Here is a 19,278-nt window from a genome sequence, read left to right as displayed (position 1 = left end):
TTGCGAGCGACCCACGCGCAGCGGGCCGCTTCGTTCGTGCCGGTCGGCATCACGCGCTCCATGAGGGAGCTTCACCCATATTTTGGAATGTCATGCCGCAGGCACAAACCTGCGGACCTCTCGTGCGTGAGGATTTCATGTTCAACTTCCATGCCAAATCGCTAGCCACCAAGCTGATCGCCGTCACGGGCGGGACAATCGGGCTCGTGCTGCTCGCGTCGAATTTCGTTCTCATCTCGCAGACCCAGGATCGTGTCGAGACGCTAGTCTTCGACGGCGCCAAGACGGAGGCTCGCGCGATTGCCGCCGATATCGCCGGCAGCGTCGGAGAGCTCGCCGCCGCTGCCCGGACGATGTCGGGTGTGCTCGGCCGCGGGCATGCCGGGAAATCGACCGACCGTGCCGGCGCCATCAACCTGTTGAAGGCAAATCTCGACCAGCACGACTTCGCCTTCGGCAGCTGGTTCGCCGAAGCGCCGAAAGCCTTTGACGGCAAGGACGTCGTCAATAGCATCGAACTCGGCGGCAATGCGGAAGGCGCGTTCACGCCTTATTGGTCGAAGGATCGTAACGGCAAGGCACAGCTCTCGACCTTCCGTGCGGACTATGCGGCCGAATGGTACAGCCTTGCCGCCAAGAGCGGCAAAGGCGCCATCACCCAGCCTTACATGGCTGAAGGCACCGACGTTCCGACGACGATGACATCGCTGGCCTATCCGGTGATGTCCGACGGCAAGATGATCGGCGTTTCCGGCGTCGACATCTCGCTCGCCTCGCTTGCCGACCGGCTCGCAACGCTCAAGCCGTTCGGTTCGGGTCGCGTCTACCTGCTATCGCAGGATGGCAAGTGGCTCGCCGCGCCGATTCCCGATCTCCTGATGAAGGACTATGAAGGCGAGGGTGAAGACGTCATAAAGAACGCGCTGTCGTCCAAAGCGTCAGGCATGATCAGGAACCTGACCTATGACGGAAACGCGCCCTTCGACCGCGTCGTCTATCCCTTCAAACTGCCAGATGTGAATGCCAACTGGGTTATCCTTGTCGACGTGCCGCGCACCGCCATCAATGCGCCAGTCAACGATCAGACCTATATGATGATCATCGGCGGTATCGTCGTCCTCGCAGCCGTGCTCGCCGGCCTCTATCTCGCCGTCCGCCGCTATGTCCAGAAGCCGCTCGCCGGGCTCGTCCGCGACGTCGAAACGCTCAGCAATGGCGACTATGCAAAGCCGATCTCCGGCCAGGACCGCTCCGACGAGACCGGCTCGGTCGCCAAGGCGCTCGAAGGCTTCCGTCACCAGCTTGCCGACGCAAAGCGCCTCGAAGGTGAAGCCCGTCGCGAGCGCGAACAGGCCGAACTGGAGCGCAGCCGCTCGGAAACCGAGCGGGCCGAGACCGGCGCGCTGCAACGCGATATCGTCGCGCGCCTCGGCAAGGGCCTCTCGCATCTCGCTTCCGGCGACCTGGCCTACCGGATCGCCGACGATTTCCCGGGCGAGTACGCCCAGCTGAAGCGCGACTTCAATGCGACGATCGAGAGCCTCGAAGAGACGATCCGCACCGTCAATCATTCGGTCGTCAACATCGGCAGCGGCACCGGCGAGATTTCAAGCGCCGCCAACGACCTCTCGCACCGGACCGAGCAGCAGGCCGCAAGCCTCGAGGAAACCGCCGCCGCCCTCGACCAGCTGACGTCGCAAGTCGATGCCAGCGCCGAAAACGCCAAGATCGCGGCAAAGTCGGTCGAGCTCGCGAGCAGCGATGCCGAGCAGTCCGGTGCGGTCGTCCAGAAGGCGATCGCCGCGATGCAGGGCATCGAGCAGTCCTCGCACGAGGTCAGTCGCATCATCGGCGTCATCGACGAGATCGCCTTCCAGACGAACCTGCTCGCCCTCAATGCGGGTGTCGAGGCCGCTCGCGCCGGCGAGGCCGGCAAGGGTTTCGCGGTCGTCGCGCAGGAGGTCCGCGAGCTTGCCCAACGCTCTGCCAATGCCGCCAAGGAGATCAAGACCTTGATCAACACCTCGGCGGGACAGGTGCGCGAGGGCGTCGATCTCGTCGGCAAGACGGGCGGCGCGCTCAGGAAGATCGCCGATCAGGTGGTGCAGATCAACGGCCTTATCCGCCAGATCTCCAGCTCCGCCTCGGAGCAGGCCGTCGGCCTCAAGGAGATCAACTCGGCCGTCAACCAGATGGATCAGGTGACGCAGCAGAATGCGGCGATGGTCGAAGAGACGACGGCCGCCGGCATGACGCTGAACGAAGAGGCCCGGTCGCTGACCGAACTGGTCTCGCGGTTCCGCGTGGCCCAGCGGGAGCAGACACAGTCTTCCGCCGACATGCTGCGCGGCACCGCCGCCAAGATGCGAACCGCAGAGGCCCCCCGCCCGGCAGCGGAAACGCCGGCGGCACGCGGCTATTCGAGCTCGACGCAGCGGGTTCTCGTCCAGACCTCCGGCGCAAACGCCCTCGCCCAAGGCAGTTGGGAAGAGTTCTGATCGAACCAAACAAGATGAAAACGGCGCCCAAGCGGGGGCGCCGTTTTCATTTTCAGAGGCGCGCCAGGCGGTCGGTCAGGAGGTCGAAGAAGCCCTCGTCGTCGATGTGGCGCATCACCTTGGCATTGTGCTTGCGGCCGGTGACCTGCCACCAGTCGACCACCGTCATGCCGGTGGTCAGTGCCGAGGCCGTCTCGATTTCGACATTGCAGTCGCGGCCGGTGAAGAGCTCCGGCCGCAACAGATAGGCGATCACCGTCGGGTCGTGTAGGGGGCCGCCGTCGGTGCCGTATTTCTCGATGTCGAAGCGTTCGAAGAACTCCAGCATTTCAGCCAGTGCGACCGCTGCCGGGCTGCCGATGGCGCGTATCTTTTCGACCCGGACCTTGTGGGTGAGGACCCGGTGCGTCACGTCGAGCGGCATCATCACGATCGGGATGCCGGAACGGAAGACGATTTCGGCCGCTTCCGGATCGACATAGACGTTGAATTCAGCCGCCGGCGTGATGTTGCCGCCTTCGAAGAAGCCGCCGCCCATCATCACGAGTTCCCGCACCCGGGGCGCGATCTCCGGCGCCTTGGTGAGCGCCAGGGCGATATTGGTAAGCGGGCCCAGCGTGCAGAGCGTCACCGCGCCCGGCGCTTCGGCAAGCAGCGTCTCGATGATGAAATCGACGGCGTGCTGCTCTTGAAGCGGCATCGCCGGCTCGCTGAGTTCGGGACCGTCGAGCCCGGTCTTGCCGTGCACGTGCTCGGCAGTCACCAGCGGGCGCGCGACGGGCCGCTCGGCGCCGGCAAAGATCTTGACGTCGGTTCTGTTGCAGAGCTCGCAGACGATCCGCGCGTTGCGCGTCGTCAACGTCAGCGGCACGTTGCCGGCGACGGCGGTGATGCCGAGCACGTCGATTTCCTCCGGACTGCCGAAAGCAAGCATGATCGCGGCTGCATCGTCCTGTCCCGGATCCGTGTCGATGATGATCTTTCTCGCGTTTGTCACTTTCTTCCTCCTGCGAGCCGGATGGTCTCGGATGCCAGGCCATGACCTAGTGGGCCAACGATCCGGCAAAGGGAGACTACCATGCAGCAGCCTGCACCTGCGCCGGATTTGCGCCTTCGCAGCGAACTATGATTTGCGTGCGCGGCCGAGGCAAGCCGCTTGCACTCGTTGCGCACAGCTACCATATTGCTTTCCAAGGATGCTGCCTGGCAGGTCCGAAAGATGGTCGCTTGAGCTCACAAGGACTTGGGAATGAGCAGGATTACGCCTTTTACGAGCCCGCTGCTGGTGGGCTTCGACAGCATGGAAAAGACCCTCGAGCGGATCGCCAAGGCGAACGACGGATACCCACCCTACAACATCGAGCGCATTCGCGGCGACAGCGCCGCCGGCACGCCGGAACGGCTGCGGATCACGCTCGCCGTCGCAGGGTTTTCCGATGAGGATCTGGAAGTGACGACGGAAGAGAACCAGCTCGTCATTCGCGGTCGTCAGGTCGAAACCGGTGAAAAGGATTATCTCCATCGCGGCATCGCCGCCAGACAATTTCAACGGACTTTCGTGCTTGCCGACGGTATGCGGGTGCTCGGCGCCGAGCTTCGAAACGGCCTCCTTTCGGTCGATCTGGTGCGCCCCGAACCGGTCCGTATGGTAAAGAAAATTAACATTTCGGTCCCAGAATAGGATAACCGGCGGGATTTTCCTCCCGCGCCGGCGACCACGGAGCATCACCATGGGACTGAAAGCCATCACCTCATCGCTGTCGAAGCACGATCTTGCGCATCTCGGCGCGGGCGAAGTCGGCTATATCCGCAAGATGCGATCGGAGGAGGTCTCCCGCTGCTTTCCGGAAGCGCCCGAGATGGGACCGGGAATCGATCTCTGGGCCCTGTTCGCGGCGGACGGCACGCCGATTCTCTTGACCGACAACCGCTCGAGCACCTTCTTCAAGGCCGCCGAGGACGACCTTCGCACCGTCAGTCTGCATTGATTCCCGCGCGGGGTTCTCACCCGGTCCGCCCTCACCCGCCTGCCGGCCACTTCGCCCCGCCGGCTGGACGAAGGTGACCCGCGGCAAGGCTCAGAGCCTCCAATCCCCTCTCCGCGTCGCGAGGAGAGGGTTTACCCCTACAGCGCCGTGCGTCTATTCAGACGCACAAAGGACGCTGTAGCACTTTGAATTGCTGCATGTTCTTCCTTAAATCGAATGCGATTTAAGGATACATGCAGTAAGCGCGACGGAACGTCAGATAGGCGGAACTGCGCCCTTCCCGGCGGGCCTTGGCTTCGTAGCGCGTGCTCGGCCAGCCGGCGAAGGGGGTCAGCCAGTCGGCCGATGTTTCGGCTGTCCACTCGAAGGCCGCATGGTCGCGGCAATGGAAGAGCGTCCAATTGACATAGCTGTCGATATCGGAGGCGAAACAGAAGCGGCCGCCGGGCTTCAGGACGCGCGCGAAGCGGTCGAGATTGACCTTCGAGACGAAACGCCGTTTCCAATGCTTCCGTTTCGGCCAGGGATCGGGATAGAGCAGATCGATCTGATCGACGGAGGCCAGGGGTAGCCAATCGAGCACCTGCGTCGCATCGTCGTCATAAAGCCGGACATTGTCGATCTCTCTGGCTTCGATCTGCCCAAGCAGCTTTGCCATGGAATTGACGAAGGGCTCCACGCCGATGAAGCCGGTGGACGGGTCCTCCGCCGCCCGATGAATGAGATGTTCGCCACCGCCGAAGCCGATTTCCAGACGGATTCGCGTCACGGCAGCAGGGAAAAGCGCCGGCAGTTCATCCGGCGCCGGCTCCTTGAGATCGAGCCTCAGGGCCGGCAGCAGGTTCTCGATCTGCGCGGCCTGGCGTTCCCGCAACGGCTTACCCTTGCGGCGGCCGAAAAAGGCCTCCGTTGCTCTGGCGCGGCGCGGTTCGGTCATATCGTTCTTCCTTGGATCGGGATGGTCTCATTCGATCGAAGATCACAAACATGATCGACTTCAGTATGTCCAGACACGGGCTCGCAACGTTCACACCTTCCCGCACGAACAAAAGGGGCGGAGGCTCCTTCCGAGCATCCGCCCCCAAATCTGCGTGTGTGTACATGAGCCCGACCAACGCCGTGGCGCTGTTGTCGGCGCGGGAGGCTATCGCCACCCCGCGAAAAGACTTAAGCGGCGCGGCTGTTGATTGCCGTCGAGTCGAGCGAGATCGCCTCCTTCAGCGGCTTGACGAGATCGAGCTTCTCCCAGGAGAAGGAACCGTCGCGGCCAGCCTTGCGGCCGAAATGACCATAGGCGGAAGTCTTGGCATAGATCGGCTTGTTGAGGTCGAGGTGGCGGCGAATGCCGGTCGGCGAGAGATCCATCGTCTTGCGGATGGCCTTCTCGACCTGGTCCTCAGAGACCTTGCCGGTGCCGTGCAGATCGACATAGATCGACAGCGGCTGGGCGACGCCGATCGCATAGGAGAGCTGGATCGTGCAGCGTTCGGCAAGGCCGGCCGCAACGACGTTCTTCGCCAGGTAGCGGGCGGCATAGGCGGCCGAGCGGTCGACCTTGGTGGTGTCCTTGCCGGAGAAGGCACCGCCGCCGTGCGGTGCGGCGCCGCCATAGGTGTCGACGATGATCTTGCGGCCGGTCAGGCCCGCGTCGCCGTCCGGTCCGCCGATGACGAACTTGCCGGTCGGGTTGATGTACCAGGTGCAGTCGTCGGCGATCTTCAGGTCGCCCAGGGCCTCCAGGATATAGGGCTCCACGACCTTGCGGACCTTGGCGGAATCCCAGCTCTCGTCGAGATGCTGGGTCGAAAGGACGAGGGAGACGACCTCGCTCGGCTTGCCGTCGACATAGCGTACCGTCACCTGGCTCTTGGCGTCCGGGCCGAGCCTAGCGACATCGCCCTCGCCCTTCTTGCGGGCCGCGGCGAGCAGATGCAGGATACGATGCGAATAGTAGAGCGGCGCCGGCATGAGCTCGGCGGTCTCGCGGCAGGCATAGCCGAACATGATGCCCTGGTCGCCGGCCCCTTCCTCGCCCTGCTTGTCAGCGGCGTTGTCCACGCCCTGCGCAATATGCGCGGATTGGAAGTGCAGGAGCACGTCGATCTTCGCCGTCTTCCAGTGGAAGCCGTCCTGTTCGTAGCCGATGTCGCGGATCGCCTTGCGGGCGGCGGCCTTGAACTTCGAGGGATTGATGACGTCGTTGCCGTTCTTGTCCTTCTTCAGAAGGCTCGGCGGCAGGCGGACTTCACCGGCGATGACGACGCGGTTGGTCGTCGCCAGCGTTTCACAGGCAATGCGCACGGTCCATGGGTCGACGCCGGATTTGGCCGCTTCGCGGTAGACCAGATCGACGATCTCATCGGAAATGCGGTCACACACTTTGTCCGGATGACCTTCGGCAACGGATTCGCTTGTGAACAGGTAATTTGCGCGCATGCGGGAAGTCCCCTCAATGAAAGAAGTGGCCCAGTGTTTAGTGGTTTTGCCACCGAAAAACAAGCGCACAAGGACATAAATATATCTTTATATCAGCATCGCCGCACCGGATGGAACGGCATTGCTCGAACCCGCGCAGAGGAGCAAAAGTTATTTCAGGAGCGGCCACCCCATACGAAAAAAGCGGCACTGCGCCGCTTTTTTCGTATGGGTCGGAAATCTCCGCTATTCGCTTTCGGCCTCCGCCGCCAGCGCCTTCACAAGATCCACCAGCTTGCGCCGGACCTTCGGGTCGGAAATCTTCACGAATGCCCGGTTGAGCTGCAGGCCTTCGGAAGAGGACAGGAAGTCCACCACATAATTCGAGCTTGATGGTTCCGCCATTCCGGACCCGGCGCCGTCAGCGCCCGGAGCATCCTCGAAAAAGAAAGAGACTGGGACGTTGAGGATGGAGGATATGTTCTGCAACCGGCTCGCCCCAACCCGGTTCGTCCCCTTCTCGTATTTCTGGATCTGCTGGAATGTGATCCCCAGACTCTCGCCGAGCTTCTCCTGGCTCATGCCAAGCATCGTTCGGCGAAGGCGAATCCTGCTACCGACATGAATGTCGATCGGGTTCGGCTTCTTCTTGTTTTCAATCATAGTCGCGTTCCTGAACACGCTGTTTCGATAAGCCACAACCAGTCATTGCCGTAGCGATTGACGACAGCCTGCCAGCGAAAGCAGGGCTCCAGTGGCAGGCAGAGGTTGATGGTAAAAATCACTATGCAATTTTAGGGGTTTTAGGTCAATTCGTCCGAAAATTTAAACTTCTACGCGATATCGCCGCAACCAACAATAGAAACGCTGCCGTGAACCAGAAGATCCTGCCACGCGTCATACTGTCGGTCGGGGTGGGCATCTTGCCCGGCAGAATTGCGTCCGTCACTCCCTTGTAATTGTATCCCAATCCTACCACTAAAACACCACGTGCATCAACAATTGCTGATATACCGGTGTTGGCGGCGCGAATCATCGGCGTGCCGGTCTCGACGGCGCGCAGTCGCGCCTGATGAATATGCTGGCGCGGCCCGGGCGTGTCGCCGAACCAGGCGTCATTGGTGACGTTCAGGAGCGCGTCGGACACGGGCGCATTGCCGTCGATCTCGTCGGCGAAAATCGCTTCATAACAGATCAGCGGATACAATGTCCTACCGCCGGGCAGGGTCAGGACCGAACGGTTCGACGCCGCCGAAAAGCCGCCGGGCATCGCAACGGCGAGCGAATTCAACCCCCACGAATTGAGAACGTCCTCGAAGGGCACATACTCGCCGAAGGGAACGAGATGGACCTTGTCCGCTGCGCCGACGATCTGGCCGCGGTCGTCGATGACGTAGATCGAATTATAGTAGCGCCGCGGCAGGCCCGCCCCCGCATCCTCGGCGCGCACGGCGCCGGCCAAGAGAACCTGCCCTTCCTGGAGAACCTCCGCGATCTCGGTCAGCGCGTCGGGATTGTCCGTCAGGATGAAAGGAATCGAGGTTTCCGGCCAGACGATGATATCCGGCCGCTTGCCGCCCTCCTGTGGAGGCGCGGCCGTGAGGGCCAGATGCGTCTTGAAGATCGCCGCGCGCTCGCGATCATCCATCTTCTTCGCCTGGTCGATCACCGGCTGGACGAGGCGAACGGTGCGCTCCGGCGTCAGCGGCTCAGGCGCCGGCAGGGAAAGCCTGTAATAGCCGTAGCCGATATGCGCGGCGAAGAGCGCGGCAGCGACGGCTAGGCCGATCCGGGCGCCCTTGCCGGTACCGACGAGGGCCGGGGCGGCAAAAACGAAAACCGCCAGCATGTTGATCGTCGCCACGTTCACAACGCTCGCCGACTGCATCATCAGCGGCATCGGCATCGCGGCATAGCCCACCGCGTTCCAGGGAAAACCGGTGAACAGAAAGCTGCGCAGCCATTCGGCGACACCGAAGCCGACGGCAAGAGCAGCAATGCGACCGACACCATCGGACCACAGGCAACGGGCAATGAGCACTGCAAGCGCATAGAACAAGGCTAGGACGGCGGGAAGACCGACGACTGCCAGCGGAATCGCCCAGGCAAACAGTTCCGCTTCGACCAGGAAGGCGTTGCCGAGCCACCAGAGACCGCCGAGGAAATAGCCGAAGCCGAAACTCCAGCCGATCGAAGCGGCCGGCAGGAGCCGCCGAACGACACCGTCGTCCGGATGGGTGGCGACCCCGTCGATCAGCCAGACAAGCATCGGGAAGGAAATGAAGGCCGCGGCAAAAATGCCGAAAGGCGGCTGGGCGAACATCGCCAGAAGTCCGGCGAGAAAGCCGACGAATGCGCGAGACGCTCCCGAGAGCAATATGATCTTGCCTGCCAGTCTTTCCATGCAGCCTCCAAGTCGCGCGGGCTGGGCGGGCCGGACGCGTAAGATCGGTCGAATCATTGCCGGCAGCTTCCCAGAAAACCGCCTGCTTGTCCCGTGGCCGCGGCAGTCAGTAGCTTGTGCTGTTTCCCGATAGCGAAGTCAGTATCGATTGCCTGCGATCATGGCGACATGAAGGGGGCGCAATCAGCCAGATGACCTCGCCGACCGGTTGCGATATGATCGAGTTGGATTAACCACAGTTGCCGAAATTCCGGTCTCGGCCACTACAGGTTGTTCCCTCGCTGGTGCGATGCCGTTAGTCTGGTTTCGGCACCACACCCGGCGACGCGTTTAGTGCAGGCGATCCAAAACAGCATCTCGGACAAAAAAAGGGGTCACCATGTTCGATTCCCGCGAGAAGATCGCGCTTTTCATCGACGGCGCCAATCTCTACGCGACATCGAAGAGCCTGGGCTTCGACATCGATTACCGTAAGTTATTGAGTGCATTCCAGAAACGCGGCTATCTCCTGCGCGCCTACTACTACACGGCGCTTATCGAAGATCTCGAATTTTCCTCAATCCGGCCTCTGATCGACTGGCTGGACTACAACGGCTACACGGTCGTGACCAAACCCGCCAAGGAGTTCACGGATGCCCTGGGCCGGCGCAAGATCAAGGGCAGCATGGATGTCGAACTCGCGATCGATGCGCTGGAGCAGCGTCATGTCGTCGACCATTACGTCCTCTTCTCCGGAGACGGCAATTTCACCACGCTTGTGGCAGCGCTGCAGCGCAACGGGCGGAAGGTCACCGTCGTGTCGACGCTTTCAACCCAGCCGCCGATGATCGCCGACGAGCTGCGCCGCAAGGCCGACTACTTCATCGACCTGACTTCGCTGCGCAGCGAGATCGACCGGCATCCACAGGAAGCGCCGGAGACGGTCAGGCCGACCAACGAAAGCGTCAATCCCTGAGGCTGCAGCAGATGGACGGAGGCGCCCGGCGACGCCGCGATCACTCCGCCGAGGTCGGCGGCGGGACGTTTGCCTGAGCCCCACCATTTGCCGGCAGCGCATCGGGCAAAGTTTCGGGCTTGACCATCCGCCGGCGCGCCGGCGGCCGCTTGCGCATGATGCGCACGCGCTTGACGCGACGCGGATCGGCGTCGAGAATCTGGAACTCGAAACCGGGAATGGCCTGCACAACCTCACCGCGAACCGGAATGCGGCCGAGGGATGCGAAAACCAGGCCGCCGAGCGTGTCGACGTCCTCGAGCTGCTCACGCACGTCGAAATCCGGACCGATCGCCTCTGCGATCTCCTCGAGCTCGACGCGCGCGTCCGCCACGAAAACGTCATCCGACGAGCGGGCGAACATCACCTCGTCGTCGTCATGCTCGTCCTCGATGTCGCCGACCACCATCTCGACGATGTCCTCGAACGAGACGAGGCCGTCGGTGCCGCCGTACTCGTCGATGACGAGCGCCATCTGAATGCGGGCGGCCTGCATGCGCTGCATGAGGTCTGAGGCCAACATCGAAGGGGGCACGAAGAGGACCTGACGAATGATGCCCGCTTCCTCGACCGTCTTGTTCAAGTCGACGCGCGAGAGATCGAAACCCGGCTTCGGCTGACGCGGCGTCTTCTCCGCGACGGCGGCCGGGTTTGGTGCCTTGCCGTTGCGGCGGCGGTTGCGGGCCTGCCGGGTCACGTAGGCCAGAAGGTCACGGATATGGACCATGCCGCGCGGGTCGTCCAGGCCTTCGCTGTAGACCGGCATGCGCGAGCGCCCGGATTCTTCGAAGAGAACCATGAGTTCGCCGAGCGTAATGCTCTGATCCACCGCCTCGATGTCGGCACGCGGCACCATCACATCCTCGACGCGAACCTCGCGGAAGCGGAGGATGTTGTTGAGCATCGCCCGCTCCTCGGGCGAAAACGCGGTGTTGCTGTCAGCATCCGTCATCAGCGCGTCGGCGAGATCCTCGCGCAGACTCGACGCACCCGCACCGCGCCACAGGCGGGCCGCACGGCTCCAGAAGGATGAGATGGGTTTGTTGCCCTCTGCTCGGGCGGTGGTACTACTACTGCCCGCGTCGGCATCGCCGGAGGCGTCGGCCTCCTCGCTGGCAACCGTTGCCGGCTGTGTCTTGAAGTCGCTCATTGTTCCAAACTGTCAATCCGGGGCTCGGTCCCCGTAGGGATCAGATAGGCCAAGACGCGCCAAAATGCGAGTCTCCAACCCCTCCATTCTTTCCGCTTCGTCGTCTTCGATATGATCATAGCCGAAAAGATGGAGGAATCCATGCACGAGAAGATGCATCAGATGCTCCTCGAACGGCTTCTCCAGTTCATCCGCTTCACGCTTCAGCGTCTCATAGGCGACGATGATGTCGCCGAGCATCGGCCCCGGCATCTTTCCGGGCGTCACCGGGAAGGCCGGAAAGGACAGCACATTGGTCGGCTTGTCCTGGTTGCGCCATTCGGCGTTGATCGTCCTCATCGACGTGTCGTCGGTAAAGACCAGCGACAGTTCCGGCGGCTCGTCCGGAAACGGCTGCTTCTCTTCCGCGGCGAGAAAATCCGCAGCCGCACCGAGAATGCGCGTGGAAAGGACGTGCAGCTCGTCCTCCGACGGCCAGTTTCCCTGCTCGACGCTGATCTGAATATCCAAAGCCATCATGACCGCTGGCGATCGCCTCAGCGGTCGCTCTGTTCGCTTTCATCGTGAACGGCCGTATGGCTTTCATAGGCCCTGACGATCCGCGCCACCATGGGATGGCGCACCACATCGGCATCCTTGAAGCGGATAACCGACACACCTTCCACCCCCTTGAGGATTTGCAGCGCCTCGACGAGACCGGATTTCACGCCGCGCGGCAGGTCGACCTGGCTCGGGTCGCCGGTGACGATCATCCGGCCGTTTTCTCCGAGGCGGGTCAGGAACATCTTCATCTGCATCGAGGTCGTGTTCTGCGCCTCGTCGAGAATGACGGCGGCATTGGCGAGCGTGCGGCCGCGCATGAAGGCCAGCGGCGCAATCTCGATGACGCCCGCCGTAATCGCCCGTTCGACCTTGTCGCCCGGCATCATGTCGTAGAGCGCGTCGTAGAGCGGCCGCAGATAGGGATCGACCTTTTCCTTCATGTCGCCGGGCAGGAAGCCGAGCCGCTCGCCCGCCTCGACCGCCGGCCGCGACAGGATGATACGATCGACCGCGCCGCGCTCCAGAAGCTGGGCCGCATGGGCGACGGCGAGATAGGTCTTGCCGGTGCCGGCCGGGCCGACGCCGAAGACGAGTTCGGCCCGCTCCAGCGCACGGATATAGGAGTCCTGCATCGGCGTGCGCGCAGCGATCGTCTTCTTGCGCGTTGAAATCTGCGCCATCGTCAACTTGGCCTTGCGCTCCATGGTCGGCAACTGCAGCTGGTCGTCGGCCGCGACCGCCATGCGGATCGCGCCTTCGACGTCGGACGTATCGATCGAGGCCCCACTTTGCAGCCTTCCGTAGAGATAGTCGAGCGCGCGCCGCGCCTGGTTGGTCGCCACGAGATCGCCGGAGATGGCAACGGAATTGCCGCGCGGCCTGGCATCGACGCGCAGCCGTTCCTCGAGCAGCTTCAAATTCTGGTCGAACTGGCCGAAGAGCTCGCTGGCGAACCGGTTGTTCTCAAATGTGAGCACGAAGTGATTGGCGTCTGTCGCGGTTGTGTTCGAATGGCGCGATGAGGATGAAATCATTTCGTGTCCGTTCAAGCGGTTCAGGCTCCTCACTTTTGATCTACAGCGCCGCGCGTAAAATGACGCGCAGAGAACGTTCTAACATCTTAACTGAGCAAAAGCTCCCGAGAAGGTGTCTCGTGCCCCTGCCTATTCGATCACCTCGGCGAACAGGCTGTTCGGGCCGGCCTTGGTGATTCGTACCTTGATAATGTCACCGATTTGCGATCGTTTTGCATCAACATTCACCGGCTGCAGCCAGGGCGAGCGGCCGACCAGCTGGCCCGGCATGCGGCCGTGCTTTTCCAGAAGCAGGTCGATCTCCCTCCCGACACAGGCGGCGGCGAAGTCGCGCTGCTGGTTGACGAGCAAACTTTGCAATCTTTCCAGACGCTTGGCCTTCACCTCTTCGGCAACCTGGTCCGTGAGATCGGCCCCCGGCGTGCCGGGACGGCTCGAGTATTTGAAAGAGAATGCCTGTGCATAACCCACCGCCTCGACGAGGCGCATCGTGTCCTCGAAATCCTCCTCGGTCTCGCCGGGGAAGCCGACGATGAAATCGCCGGAGAGCGCCAGATCGGGTTGGATGGCCCGGATCCGCTCGACAAGGGCGAGATACTCGGCCGCCGTATGGCGCCGGTTCATCGCCTTCAGGATGCGGTCGGACCCGGATTGGACCGGCAGATGCAGATAGGGCATCAGCTTGGCCATCGATCGGTGTGCCTCGACCAGGCTCGCATCCATATCGCGCGGATGGCTGGTGGTGTAGCGTAGCCGCGCCAGGCCGTCGATCTCGCCGAGACGCCACAACAGATCCCCGAGGCCCCAATCGCGGCCGTCCGGCCCGGTTCCGTGCCAGGCATTGACGTTCTGGCCGAGCAGCGTGATCTCGCGCACGCCGCCGTCGACCAGCTTTTCCGCTTCGGCGATGATCTGCGCCACCGGCCGCGAGACCTCGGCGCCACGGGTGTAGGGCACCACGCAGAAGGTGCAGAACTTGTCGCATCCCTCCTGCACGGTGAGGAAGGCGGTGACGCCACGGGCACGGGTCTTGGCCTTGTCCGGCGCCGGCAGGTGCTCGAATTTGTCCTCTATGGCGTAGTCCGTCTCGACGACGCGCTCGCCGCTCCTTGCCCGCTTCAACGCCTCGGGCAGCCGGTGATAGGTTTGCGGGCCGATGACGAGATCGACCGCCGGCGCGCGGCGCAAGATTTCGTTGCCCTCGGCCTGGGCGACGCAGCCGGCGACGCCGATCACCATTTCGCGGCCCTCGCTCGCCTTCGTCTTCTTCAATTCGCGCAGGCGGCCCAATTCGGAATAAACCTTTTCGGCTGCCTTCTCGCGGATATGACAGGTGTTGAGCAGGACAAAGTCGGCATCTTCCAGCACGTCCGTCGCAACATAGCCGTCCCGCGACAGGGCGTCGGACATTCGATCGGAATCATAGACGTTCATCTGGCATCCATAGGTCTTGACGAAGACCTTGCGCGCCGGAACGTGTTCGTCGCCCGCGACAGGCGATTTCGGCAGAAGAGCGGTTTCCTGGGTCATGCGGGTTCTTTAGTGCAAAGCGGCCCAAAATTGAAGCATTTTTGGACGCGGCGCCGAAGGCGGCAGGCGCCTCGCGCTTCAACTAGGCAGCGGTCTTCTCGCGCGCCGGAGCCCGCCCGCGCAGCCGGTCCGACAACATGCTGCGAATCCGCTGTTCGATAGTCCGACTGACTTCCTTGCGGTTGGAACGGTGGTCGTAGTCCACCGCTTCGCCGAAATCGACCTCCACATCGAGCGCCCCTTCCCTGAGCACGCCGACGAGATGCGGCAGCAGCCCGATGTCGCCCGGCCATGCCGCGATCGGCCGGTAGTAGCGGCCCATGGGCATGCCGTGGATGCCCGTATAGGAAATCGCCACCGGCTGGACGTGCACGACACCCGTCGGCGACTGCGGCACGGCCGAGGCGGCGGCGCCGAACAGTGACGTCTTGATCTCGAGCAGGCGATTACCATCCGAGGTCGTACCCTCCGGAAAGAGAACGACGACCTCGCGGTCGGCGAGCCGCCGGCCGATCTCGCTCACCTGATCGCCGGTCGTGCGCTTCTGTTGGCGCTCGATGAAGACGGAAGCCTGCAGCCGGGCGAGGAGACCGAAGACGGGCCAATCCTTGACGTCCGACTTGGCGACGAACACGACATCGGCAATCGACGACAGGACCAGTATGTCCTTCCAGGAGACGTGATTGGCGCTGATGAGCAGCGGCCGCCGCCGATCCAACTCTCCGTGGACCCGAACCCGCATGCCGAGCAGGCGGCAGGCGGTGCGATGCCAAAATCGCGGCAGGAACCTGCGTGGCTTCAGATCCAACCAAAGGCAGGCGAGTTGGACCGGCATCAACAGGAGAGAAACAATGGCGAGCAGGATGGCGTAGAGCGCGACGCGTATCCAGTTGATCATCCGGAAAGACTTTCTGATCCCACCACTCGGATGGGACTAGCGGAGATCGAGCCGCATGACAAGCGCGGCGGTGCGCGCCCCGGCCGTCCCCTGATAGTAGGCCTTGCGCTCGCCGACCTTCGCGAAGCCAAGCTTGCCGTAGAGACCGATCGCGGCCAGGTTCGTCTCGTCGACTTCGAGGAACAGCGTCTCGGCGCCCTTGACGAACGCCTCGCGCATCACCGCCTGCATCAGCCGCCAGCCGAGACCGGAGCGGGCGAAGCGCGAATCGACGCCGATCGTGAGGATTTCGGCCTCGCCCGCGGTGGCACGCGACAGCACGAAGCCTCCGAAGGCCGGGCGAAACGTCCCATTCGTCTGGCGGGCGGCGAAGCCGAAAACCGTGTCTTGCAGCAGGAGTGCGTGGATTTCGCCGTCGCTCCACGGCGCAGCGAAACGCTGGCCGTGCAGAGTTGCCGCCGCCATGAGGTCCGCCTCCTCAAGCGGGAAGATGTCGAATTCAGTGCGACGCGTGAAATAGTCTGTGAAGCTCATTTCGGTCCTACGCATCCGGCTCGATGGTGCCGCGCCTCCTCATCGTAGTCGCCGGCCCGCTGTTTCGATTGACTGAACGGGTCTATCCCGCTGTCGCCCTCGTGACTGCGAAACCTGCTTGAGGCTTTGCATCGGGGCCGCGCAAATAGAGCGGTTTCGGCTTGGCCGAGGCTGGATCGGCCGCAGCACCCAGCCGGCCGACGAAAGCGACGTCGATCTCGTCCGGCCCGCCGGCCCGCTCGGCCGAGGCGACAAGCGGTGCGCCGGAGCCGCAAATGACGCCGGTGAACCCGGAAACCCGATCGCGCGCTTCGGCGAGCGGGAGAATTTCAGCTTCGCCTTCCGCCTCGCCGAGCGCTGTAAAGGATTGGACATAGACCTCGCCGCGTTTCGCGTCGATGGCCGCGAGCACCGGCCGCCCCGGCTGCTTCTCCCTGGCGTTCTCGGCAACAACCTGAAGCGTGGTAACCCCGACGGCCGGCTTCCCGAGGGCAAGCGCCAGGCCGCGCGCCGCCGCGACGCCGACGCGAATGCCGGTAAACGACCCCGGTCCGATGGTCACGGCGATGCGGTCGATCTCCGCAAGCTGCCTGTCGGAGGCGAGCAACGCCTCATCGACAAACTCCATCAGTCGCTCGGCATGCCCGCGACCTATATCGGCACCGGCGCGCGCGAGGACCTCGCCCGCCGCACCGTCATAGACTGCTGCGGCGCAACCGCTGCCCGATGTATCGATGGCAAGAACCAGCATTGTGAGCCGCCATGACCTCCCTGCGCTGCTTCTCCGGCCTGCGAAGACGCTCTTCCGTCTGCGAGCCGCGACTCACCTGAGCCGGCAGCTTCGCCTTCCGACGGTATTCCGAAATCTTGAGGGCCTCAATCAGCCTGAAATCGCTACAACTCCGAGTCCGCGGGAGCGGCCCGCAAGCGGCACCGCTACACACAACTTACCCGGCCGGTTTCGATCAGACCGATTCGACCGACTGGACCTCGGGCACGAAATGGCGCAGCAAATTCTGCACGCCGTGCCGAAGCGTCGCGGTCGAGGACGGGCAACCGGAGCACGCCCCCTTCATGTTCAGGAACACGGTGCCGTCCTTGAAACCCCGGAAGGTGATGTCGCCGCCATCCTGGGCGACGGCCGGCCGTACCCGCGTGTCGAGCAGCTCCTTGATCGTCGCGACGATCGCCTCGTCGCCCTCGTCAAAGAATTCGCCTTCCTGGTCGGTCTCTTCGGCGCGGCTCGCGCCCGACATGATCGGCTGGCCGGACATGAAGTGTTCCATGATCGAGCCAAGGATCGCGGGCTTCAGGTGCTGCCATTCCTGGCCTTCCTTGCTGACCGTGATGAAATCGTAGCCGAAATAGACGCCGCTGACGCCGGGAATCGAAAAGAGCCGTACCGCGAGCGGCGAACCGGCGCGCGCCTCGTCTTCACTTCGGAATTCGGCCGTACCGCTCTCCATGACCACCTTGCCCGGCAGGAATTTCAAAGTGGCCGGATTCGGCGTGGCTTCGGTCTGGATGAACATGATTCTCTCCGTTGCGCCGGGAGCGCTTCCCAACCGGCTCTTTAGAATAGTTCAAAAGAATATAGGGGCAACGTTTCGACCCCGCAAGGGCGCGTTCTGCCACAGGGTCAGGTCAGCGCGTCGATCTCCTCGTCCGTCAGAAGATCGGGGATGACCGTGACGGGGATGGGAAAGGCCGCTGCCTTCCCCGCGATCGACGACACCAGCGGGCCGGGACCTTCCTTCGCCGATCCAGCCGCAAGCACGAGGATGGCGATATCCCGGTCTTCCTCGATCAGGGCGTAGATCTGTTCCGTGGCGATGCCTTCGCGAATGACGATCTCAGGCTCGATGCCGATCCTTTCGCGAACCGTCTGGGCGATCTTGGCGAGGGTCGCCTCGGCCTCTTCGCGCGCCTCCGCCCGCATAATCTCCTCCACCCCCAGCCACTGCTGGAAGTCGCCGTCGGCGATCACGTAGAGCAGCACGAGACCGCCATTGGAGTTCTTCGCGCGCAGGCCTGCATAATGCACGGCACGACCGCATTCGGGCGTGTCATCGATCACCGCCATGAACTTGCGGCGATGACCTTCCAGTCGTGAGAGTCGGGTGGAAACCATGCGGCGAACATTACATCGCCGCACGCGTCCCGCAAGGTCTCATTTCGGCGGATTACTGCAAAAAGCCGATGATCTCGCGAACCTCGCGCATGGTCTTTTCCGCCCTCGCCCGCGCACGCTCCCCGCCATCGCGCAGGATCGCGTCGATATGCGCCGTATCGTCCATCAGGCGGCGCATCTCGCCGGTGATCGGCGACAGAACGTCGACGGCGAGATCGATGAGGGCCGGCTTGAAGACCGAGAATTGCTGGCCGCCGAACTCGGCGAGGATTTCGTCCTTCGACCGGTCGGAAAGGGCTGCATAGATGCCGACGAGGTTTTCCGCCTCCGGGCGGCCCTTCAGCCCCTCAACTTCGCTCGGCAGCGCATCAGGATCGGTCTTGGCCTTGCGGATCTTCCTGGCGATCATCTCCTGATCGTCCATCAGATTGATGCGCGACAGGTCGGACGGATCGGACTTCGACATCTTCTTCGTGCCGTCACGCAGCGACATGACGCGCGGCGCCGGTCCGCCGATCAACGGCTCCACCGGCGGGAAATAGGCATGGATCGGTTCTTCGCCGACGACGATATCGACGCCGTAGCCGCCGCGCCGGATGTGCTCCATGAAGTCGATATTGAATTTCTGAGCGATGTCGCGGGTGAGTTCGAGATGCTGCTTCTGGTCATCGCCGACCGGGACATGGGTGGCGCGGTAGACGAGGATGTCGGCCGCCATCAGGCTCGGATAGGCAAGCAGGCCGAGGGAGGCGTTTTCGCGGTCCTTGCCGGCCTTGTCCTTGAACTGCGTCATCCGGTTCATCCAGCCGATGCGGGCGACGCAATTGAAGATCCAGGCCAGCTCCGCATGCTGCGGCACGGCCGACTGGTTGAAGACGATGTGCTTCTCCGGATCGATGCCGGAGGCGACGAAGGCCGCGGCGATCGAGCGTATCTGGCCCGGCAGGTCCTCGTGCACGAGCTGGGCGGTGATCGAGTGGAGATCGACGACGCAATAGATGCAGTCGTTGTTCTCCTGCAGGGCGACGAACTTGCGGATCGCGCCGAGATAGTTGCCGAGATGCAGATTGCCGGTCGGTTGAACGCCGGAAAATACGAGCGGCTTGAATTCGTTCATGTCGTCCCCATCGGGCTTGTGGAGGGCCCACCAATTGATATC

Annotated in this window: 19 protein-coding genes; 4 read left to right on the top strand and 15 right to left on the bottom strand. The window is 62.8% G+C overall.

Going from position 1 to position 19,278, the window contains the following annotated elements; translation table 11 throughout:
- The first annotated feature begins 137 nt into the window (after positions 1-137).
- Complete coding sequence (locus USDA257_RS00265) at positions 138-2,498, top strand: methyl-accepting chemotaxis protein (protein WP_014760860.1); 2,361 nt, start codon at positions 138-140, stop codon at positions 2,496-2,498.
- Between the two features lie 52 nt (positions 2,499-2,550).
- Here USDA257_RS00265 and USDA257_RS00260 read toward each other — a convergent pair whose 3' ends face one another.
- Entirely contained in the window at positions 2,551-3,495 is a 945-nt protein-coding gene (locus USDA257_RS00260; RefSeq protein WP_014760859.1) for a nucleoside hydrolase, read from the bottom strand.
- A gap of 252 nt (positions 3,496-3,747) precedes the next feature.
- On the opposite strand from USDA257_RS00260, the gene USDA257_RS00255 reads away from it, so the two are divergent.
- The gene (locus tag USDA257_RS00255) at positions 3,748-4,179 is read left to right on the top strand and encodes an Hsp20 family protein (protein ID WP_014760858.1); all 432 of its coding nucleotides are present in this window, start codon (positions 3,748-3,750) and stop codon (positions 4,177-4,179) included.
- Between the two features lie 49 nt (positions 4,180-4,228).
- Entirely contained in the window at positions 4,229-4,486 is a 258-nt protein-coding gene (locus tag USDA257_RS00250; RefSeq protein ID WP_014760857.1) for a BQ00720 family protein, read from the top strand.
- 223 nt (positions 4,487-4,709) lie between these two features.
- Here the strand turns inward: USDA257_RS00250 and trmB are convergent, their stop codons facing one another.
- The 4 genes from trmB to lnt form a co-directional block, all read right to left on the bottom strand.
- Positions 4,710-5,423, bottom strand: a complete 714-nt coding sequence (gene trmB / locus USDA257_RS00245; RefSeq protein WP_014760856.1) for a tRNA (guanine(46)-N(7))-methyltransferase TrmB — start codon at positions 5,421-5,423, stop codon at positions 4,710-4,712.
- A gap of 230 nt (positions 5,424-5,653) precedes the next feature.
- Positions 5,654-6,922, bottom strand: coding sequence for a methionine adenosyltransferase (gene metK / locus USDA257_RS00240; protein WP_014760855.1), 1,269 nt, complete (start codon positions 6,920-6,922; stop codon positions 5,654-5,656).
- A gap of 225 nt (positions 6,923-7,147) precedes the next feature.
- On the bottom strand, positions 7,148-7,564 hold the full coding sequence (locus tag USDA257_RS00235; RefSeq protein ID WP_014760854.1) for a helix-turn-helix domain-containing protein: 417 nt from the start codon (positions 7,562-7,564) through the stop codon (positions 7,148-7,150).
- Between the two features lie 145 nt (positions 7,565-7,709).
- The gene (gene lnt, locus USDA257_RS00230) at positions 7,710-9,305 is read right to left on the bottom strand and encodes an apolipoprotein N-acyltransferase (RefSeq protein ID WP_041413694.1); all 1,596 of its coding nucleotides are present in this window, start codon (positions 9,303-9,305) and stop codon (positions 7,710-7,712) included.
- Positions 9,306-9,684: 379 nt separating this feature from the next.
- On the opposite strand from lnt, the gene USDA257_RS00225 reads away from it, so the two are divergent.
- Positions 9,685-10,260, top strand: a complete 576-nt coding sequence (locus tag USDA257_RS00225; protein ID WP_014760851.1) for a LabA-like NYN domain-containing protein — start codon at positions 9,685-9,687, stop codon at positions 10,258-10,260.
- 40 nt (positions 10,261-10,300) lie between these two features.
- On the opposite strand, the gene USDA257_RS00220 is transcribed toward USDA257_RS00225, so the two are convergent.
- The 10 genes from USDA257_RS00220 to trpS all read right to left on the bottom strand — a co-directional run bounded on the left by USDA257_RS00220 (position 10,301) and on the right by trpS (position 19,236).
- Positions 10,301-11,449, bottom strand: a complete 1,149-nt coding sequence (locus USDA257_RS00220; protein WP_014760850.1) for a hemolysin family protein — start codon at positions 11,447-11,449, stop codon at positions 10,301-10,303.
- A gap of 12 nt (positions 11,450-11,461) precedes the next feature.
- Positions 11,462-11,968 (bottom strand): rRNA maturation RNase YbeY, encoded by a 507-nt coding sequence (ybeY, locus tag USDA257_RS00215; protein ID WP_014760849.1) that lies wholly within the window; start codon positions 11,966-11,968, stop codon positions 11,462-11,464.
- Positions 11,969-11,985: 17 nt separating this feature from the next.
- Positions 11,986-13,041, bottom strand: coding sequence for a PhoH family protein (locus tag USDA257_RS00210; protein WP_014760848.1), 1,056 nt, complete (start codon positions 13,039-13,041; stop codon positions 11,986-11,988).
- Positions 13,042-13,155: 114 nt separating this feature from the next.
- On the bottom strand, positions 13,156-14,556 hold the full coding sequence (gene miaB / locus USDA257_RS00205; protein ID WP_014760847.1) for a tRNA (N6-isopentenyl adenosine(37)-C2)-methylthiotransferase MiaB: 1,401 nt from the start codon (positions 14,554-14,556) through the stop codon (positions 13,156-13,158).
- Between the two features lie 82 nt (positions 14,557-14,638).
- On the bottom strand, positions 14,639-15,454 hold the full coding sequence (locus USDA257_RS00200) for a lysophospholipid acyltransferase family protein (RefSeq protein WP_014760846.1): 816 nt from the start codon (positions 15,452-15,454) through the stop codon (positions 14,639-14,641).
- 36 nt (positions 15,455-15,490) lie between these two features.
- Positions 15,491-15,988 (bottom strand): GNAT family N-acetyltransferase, encoded by a 498-nt coding sequence (locus tag USDA257_RS00195; protein WP_014760845.1) that lies wholly within the window; start codon positions 15,986-15,988, stop codon positions 15,491-15,493.
- 82 nt (positions 15,989-16,070) lie between these two features.
- Positions 16,071-16,739 (bottom strand): tRNA (adenosine(37)-N6)-threonylcarbamoyltransferase complex dimerization subunit type 1 TsaB, encoded by a 669-nt coding sequence (gene tsaB, locus USDA257_RS00190; protein WP_014760844.1) that lies wholly within the window; start codon positions 16,737-16,739, stop codon positions 16,071-16,073.
- 214 nt (positions 16,740-16,953) lie between these two features.
- A complete protein-coding gene (locus tag USDA257_RS00185; RefSeq protein ID WP_014760843.1) occupies positions 16,954-17,520 on the bottom strand; it encodes a NifU family protein in 567 nt (188 codons plus the stop codon).
- Positions 17,521-17,627: 107 nt separating this feature from the next.
- Entirely contained in the window at positions 17,628-18,119 is a 492-nt protein-coding gene (locus tag USDA257_RS00180; protein WP_014760842.1) for a universal stress protein, read from the bottom strand.
- 52 nt (positions 18,120-18,171) lie between these two features.
- On the bottom strand, positions 18,172-19,236 hold the full coding sequence (gene trpS / locus USDA257_RS00175) for a tryptophan--tRNA ligase (protein WP_041414873.1): 1,065 nt from the start codon (positions 19,234-19,236) through the stop codon (positions 18,172-18,174).
- Positions 19,237-19,278 lie beyond the last annotated feature (42 nt).

Source organism: Sinorhizobium fredii USDA 257, from assembly GCF_000265205.3.
Taxonomy (GTDB): Bacteria; Pseudomonadota; Alphaproteobacteria; order Rhizobiales; family Rhizobiaceae; genus Sinorhizobium; species Sinorhizobium fredii_B.
The sequence above is the reverse complement of the archived record's forward strand: the minus strand, read 5'-3'. Positions and strand labels throughout refer to the sequence as shown.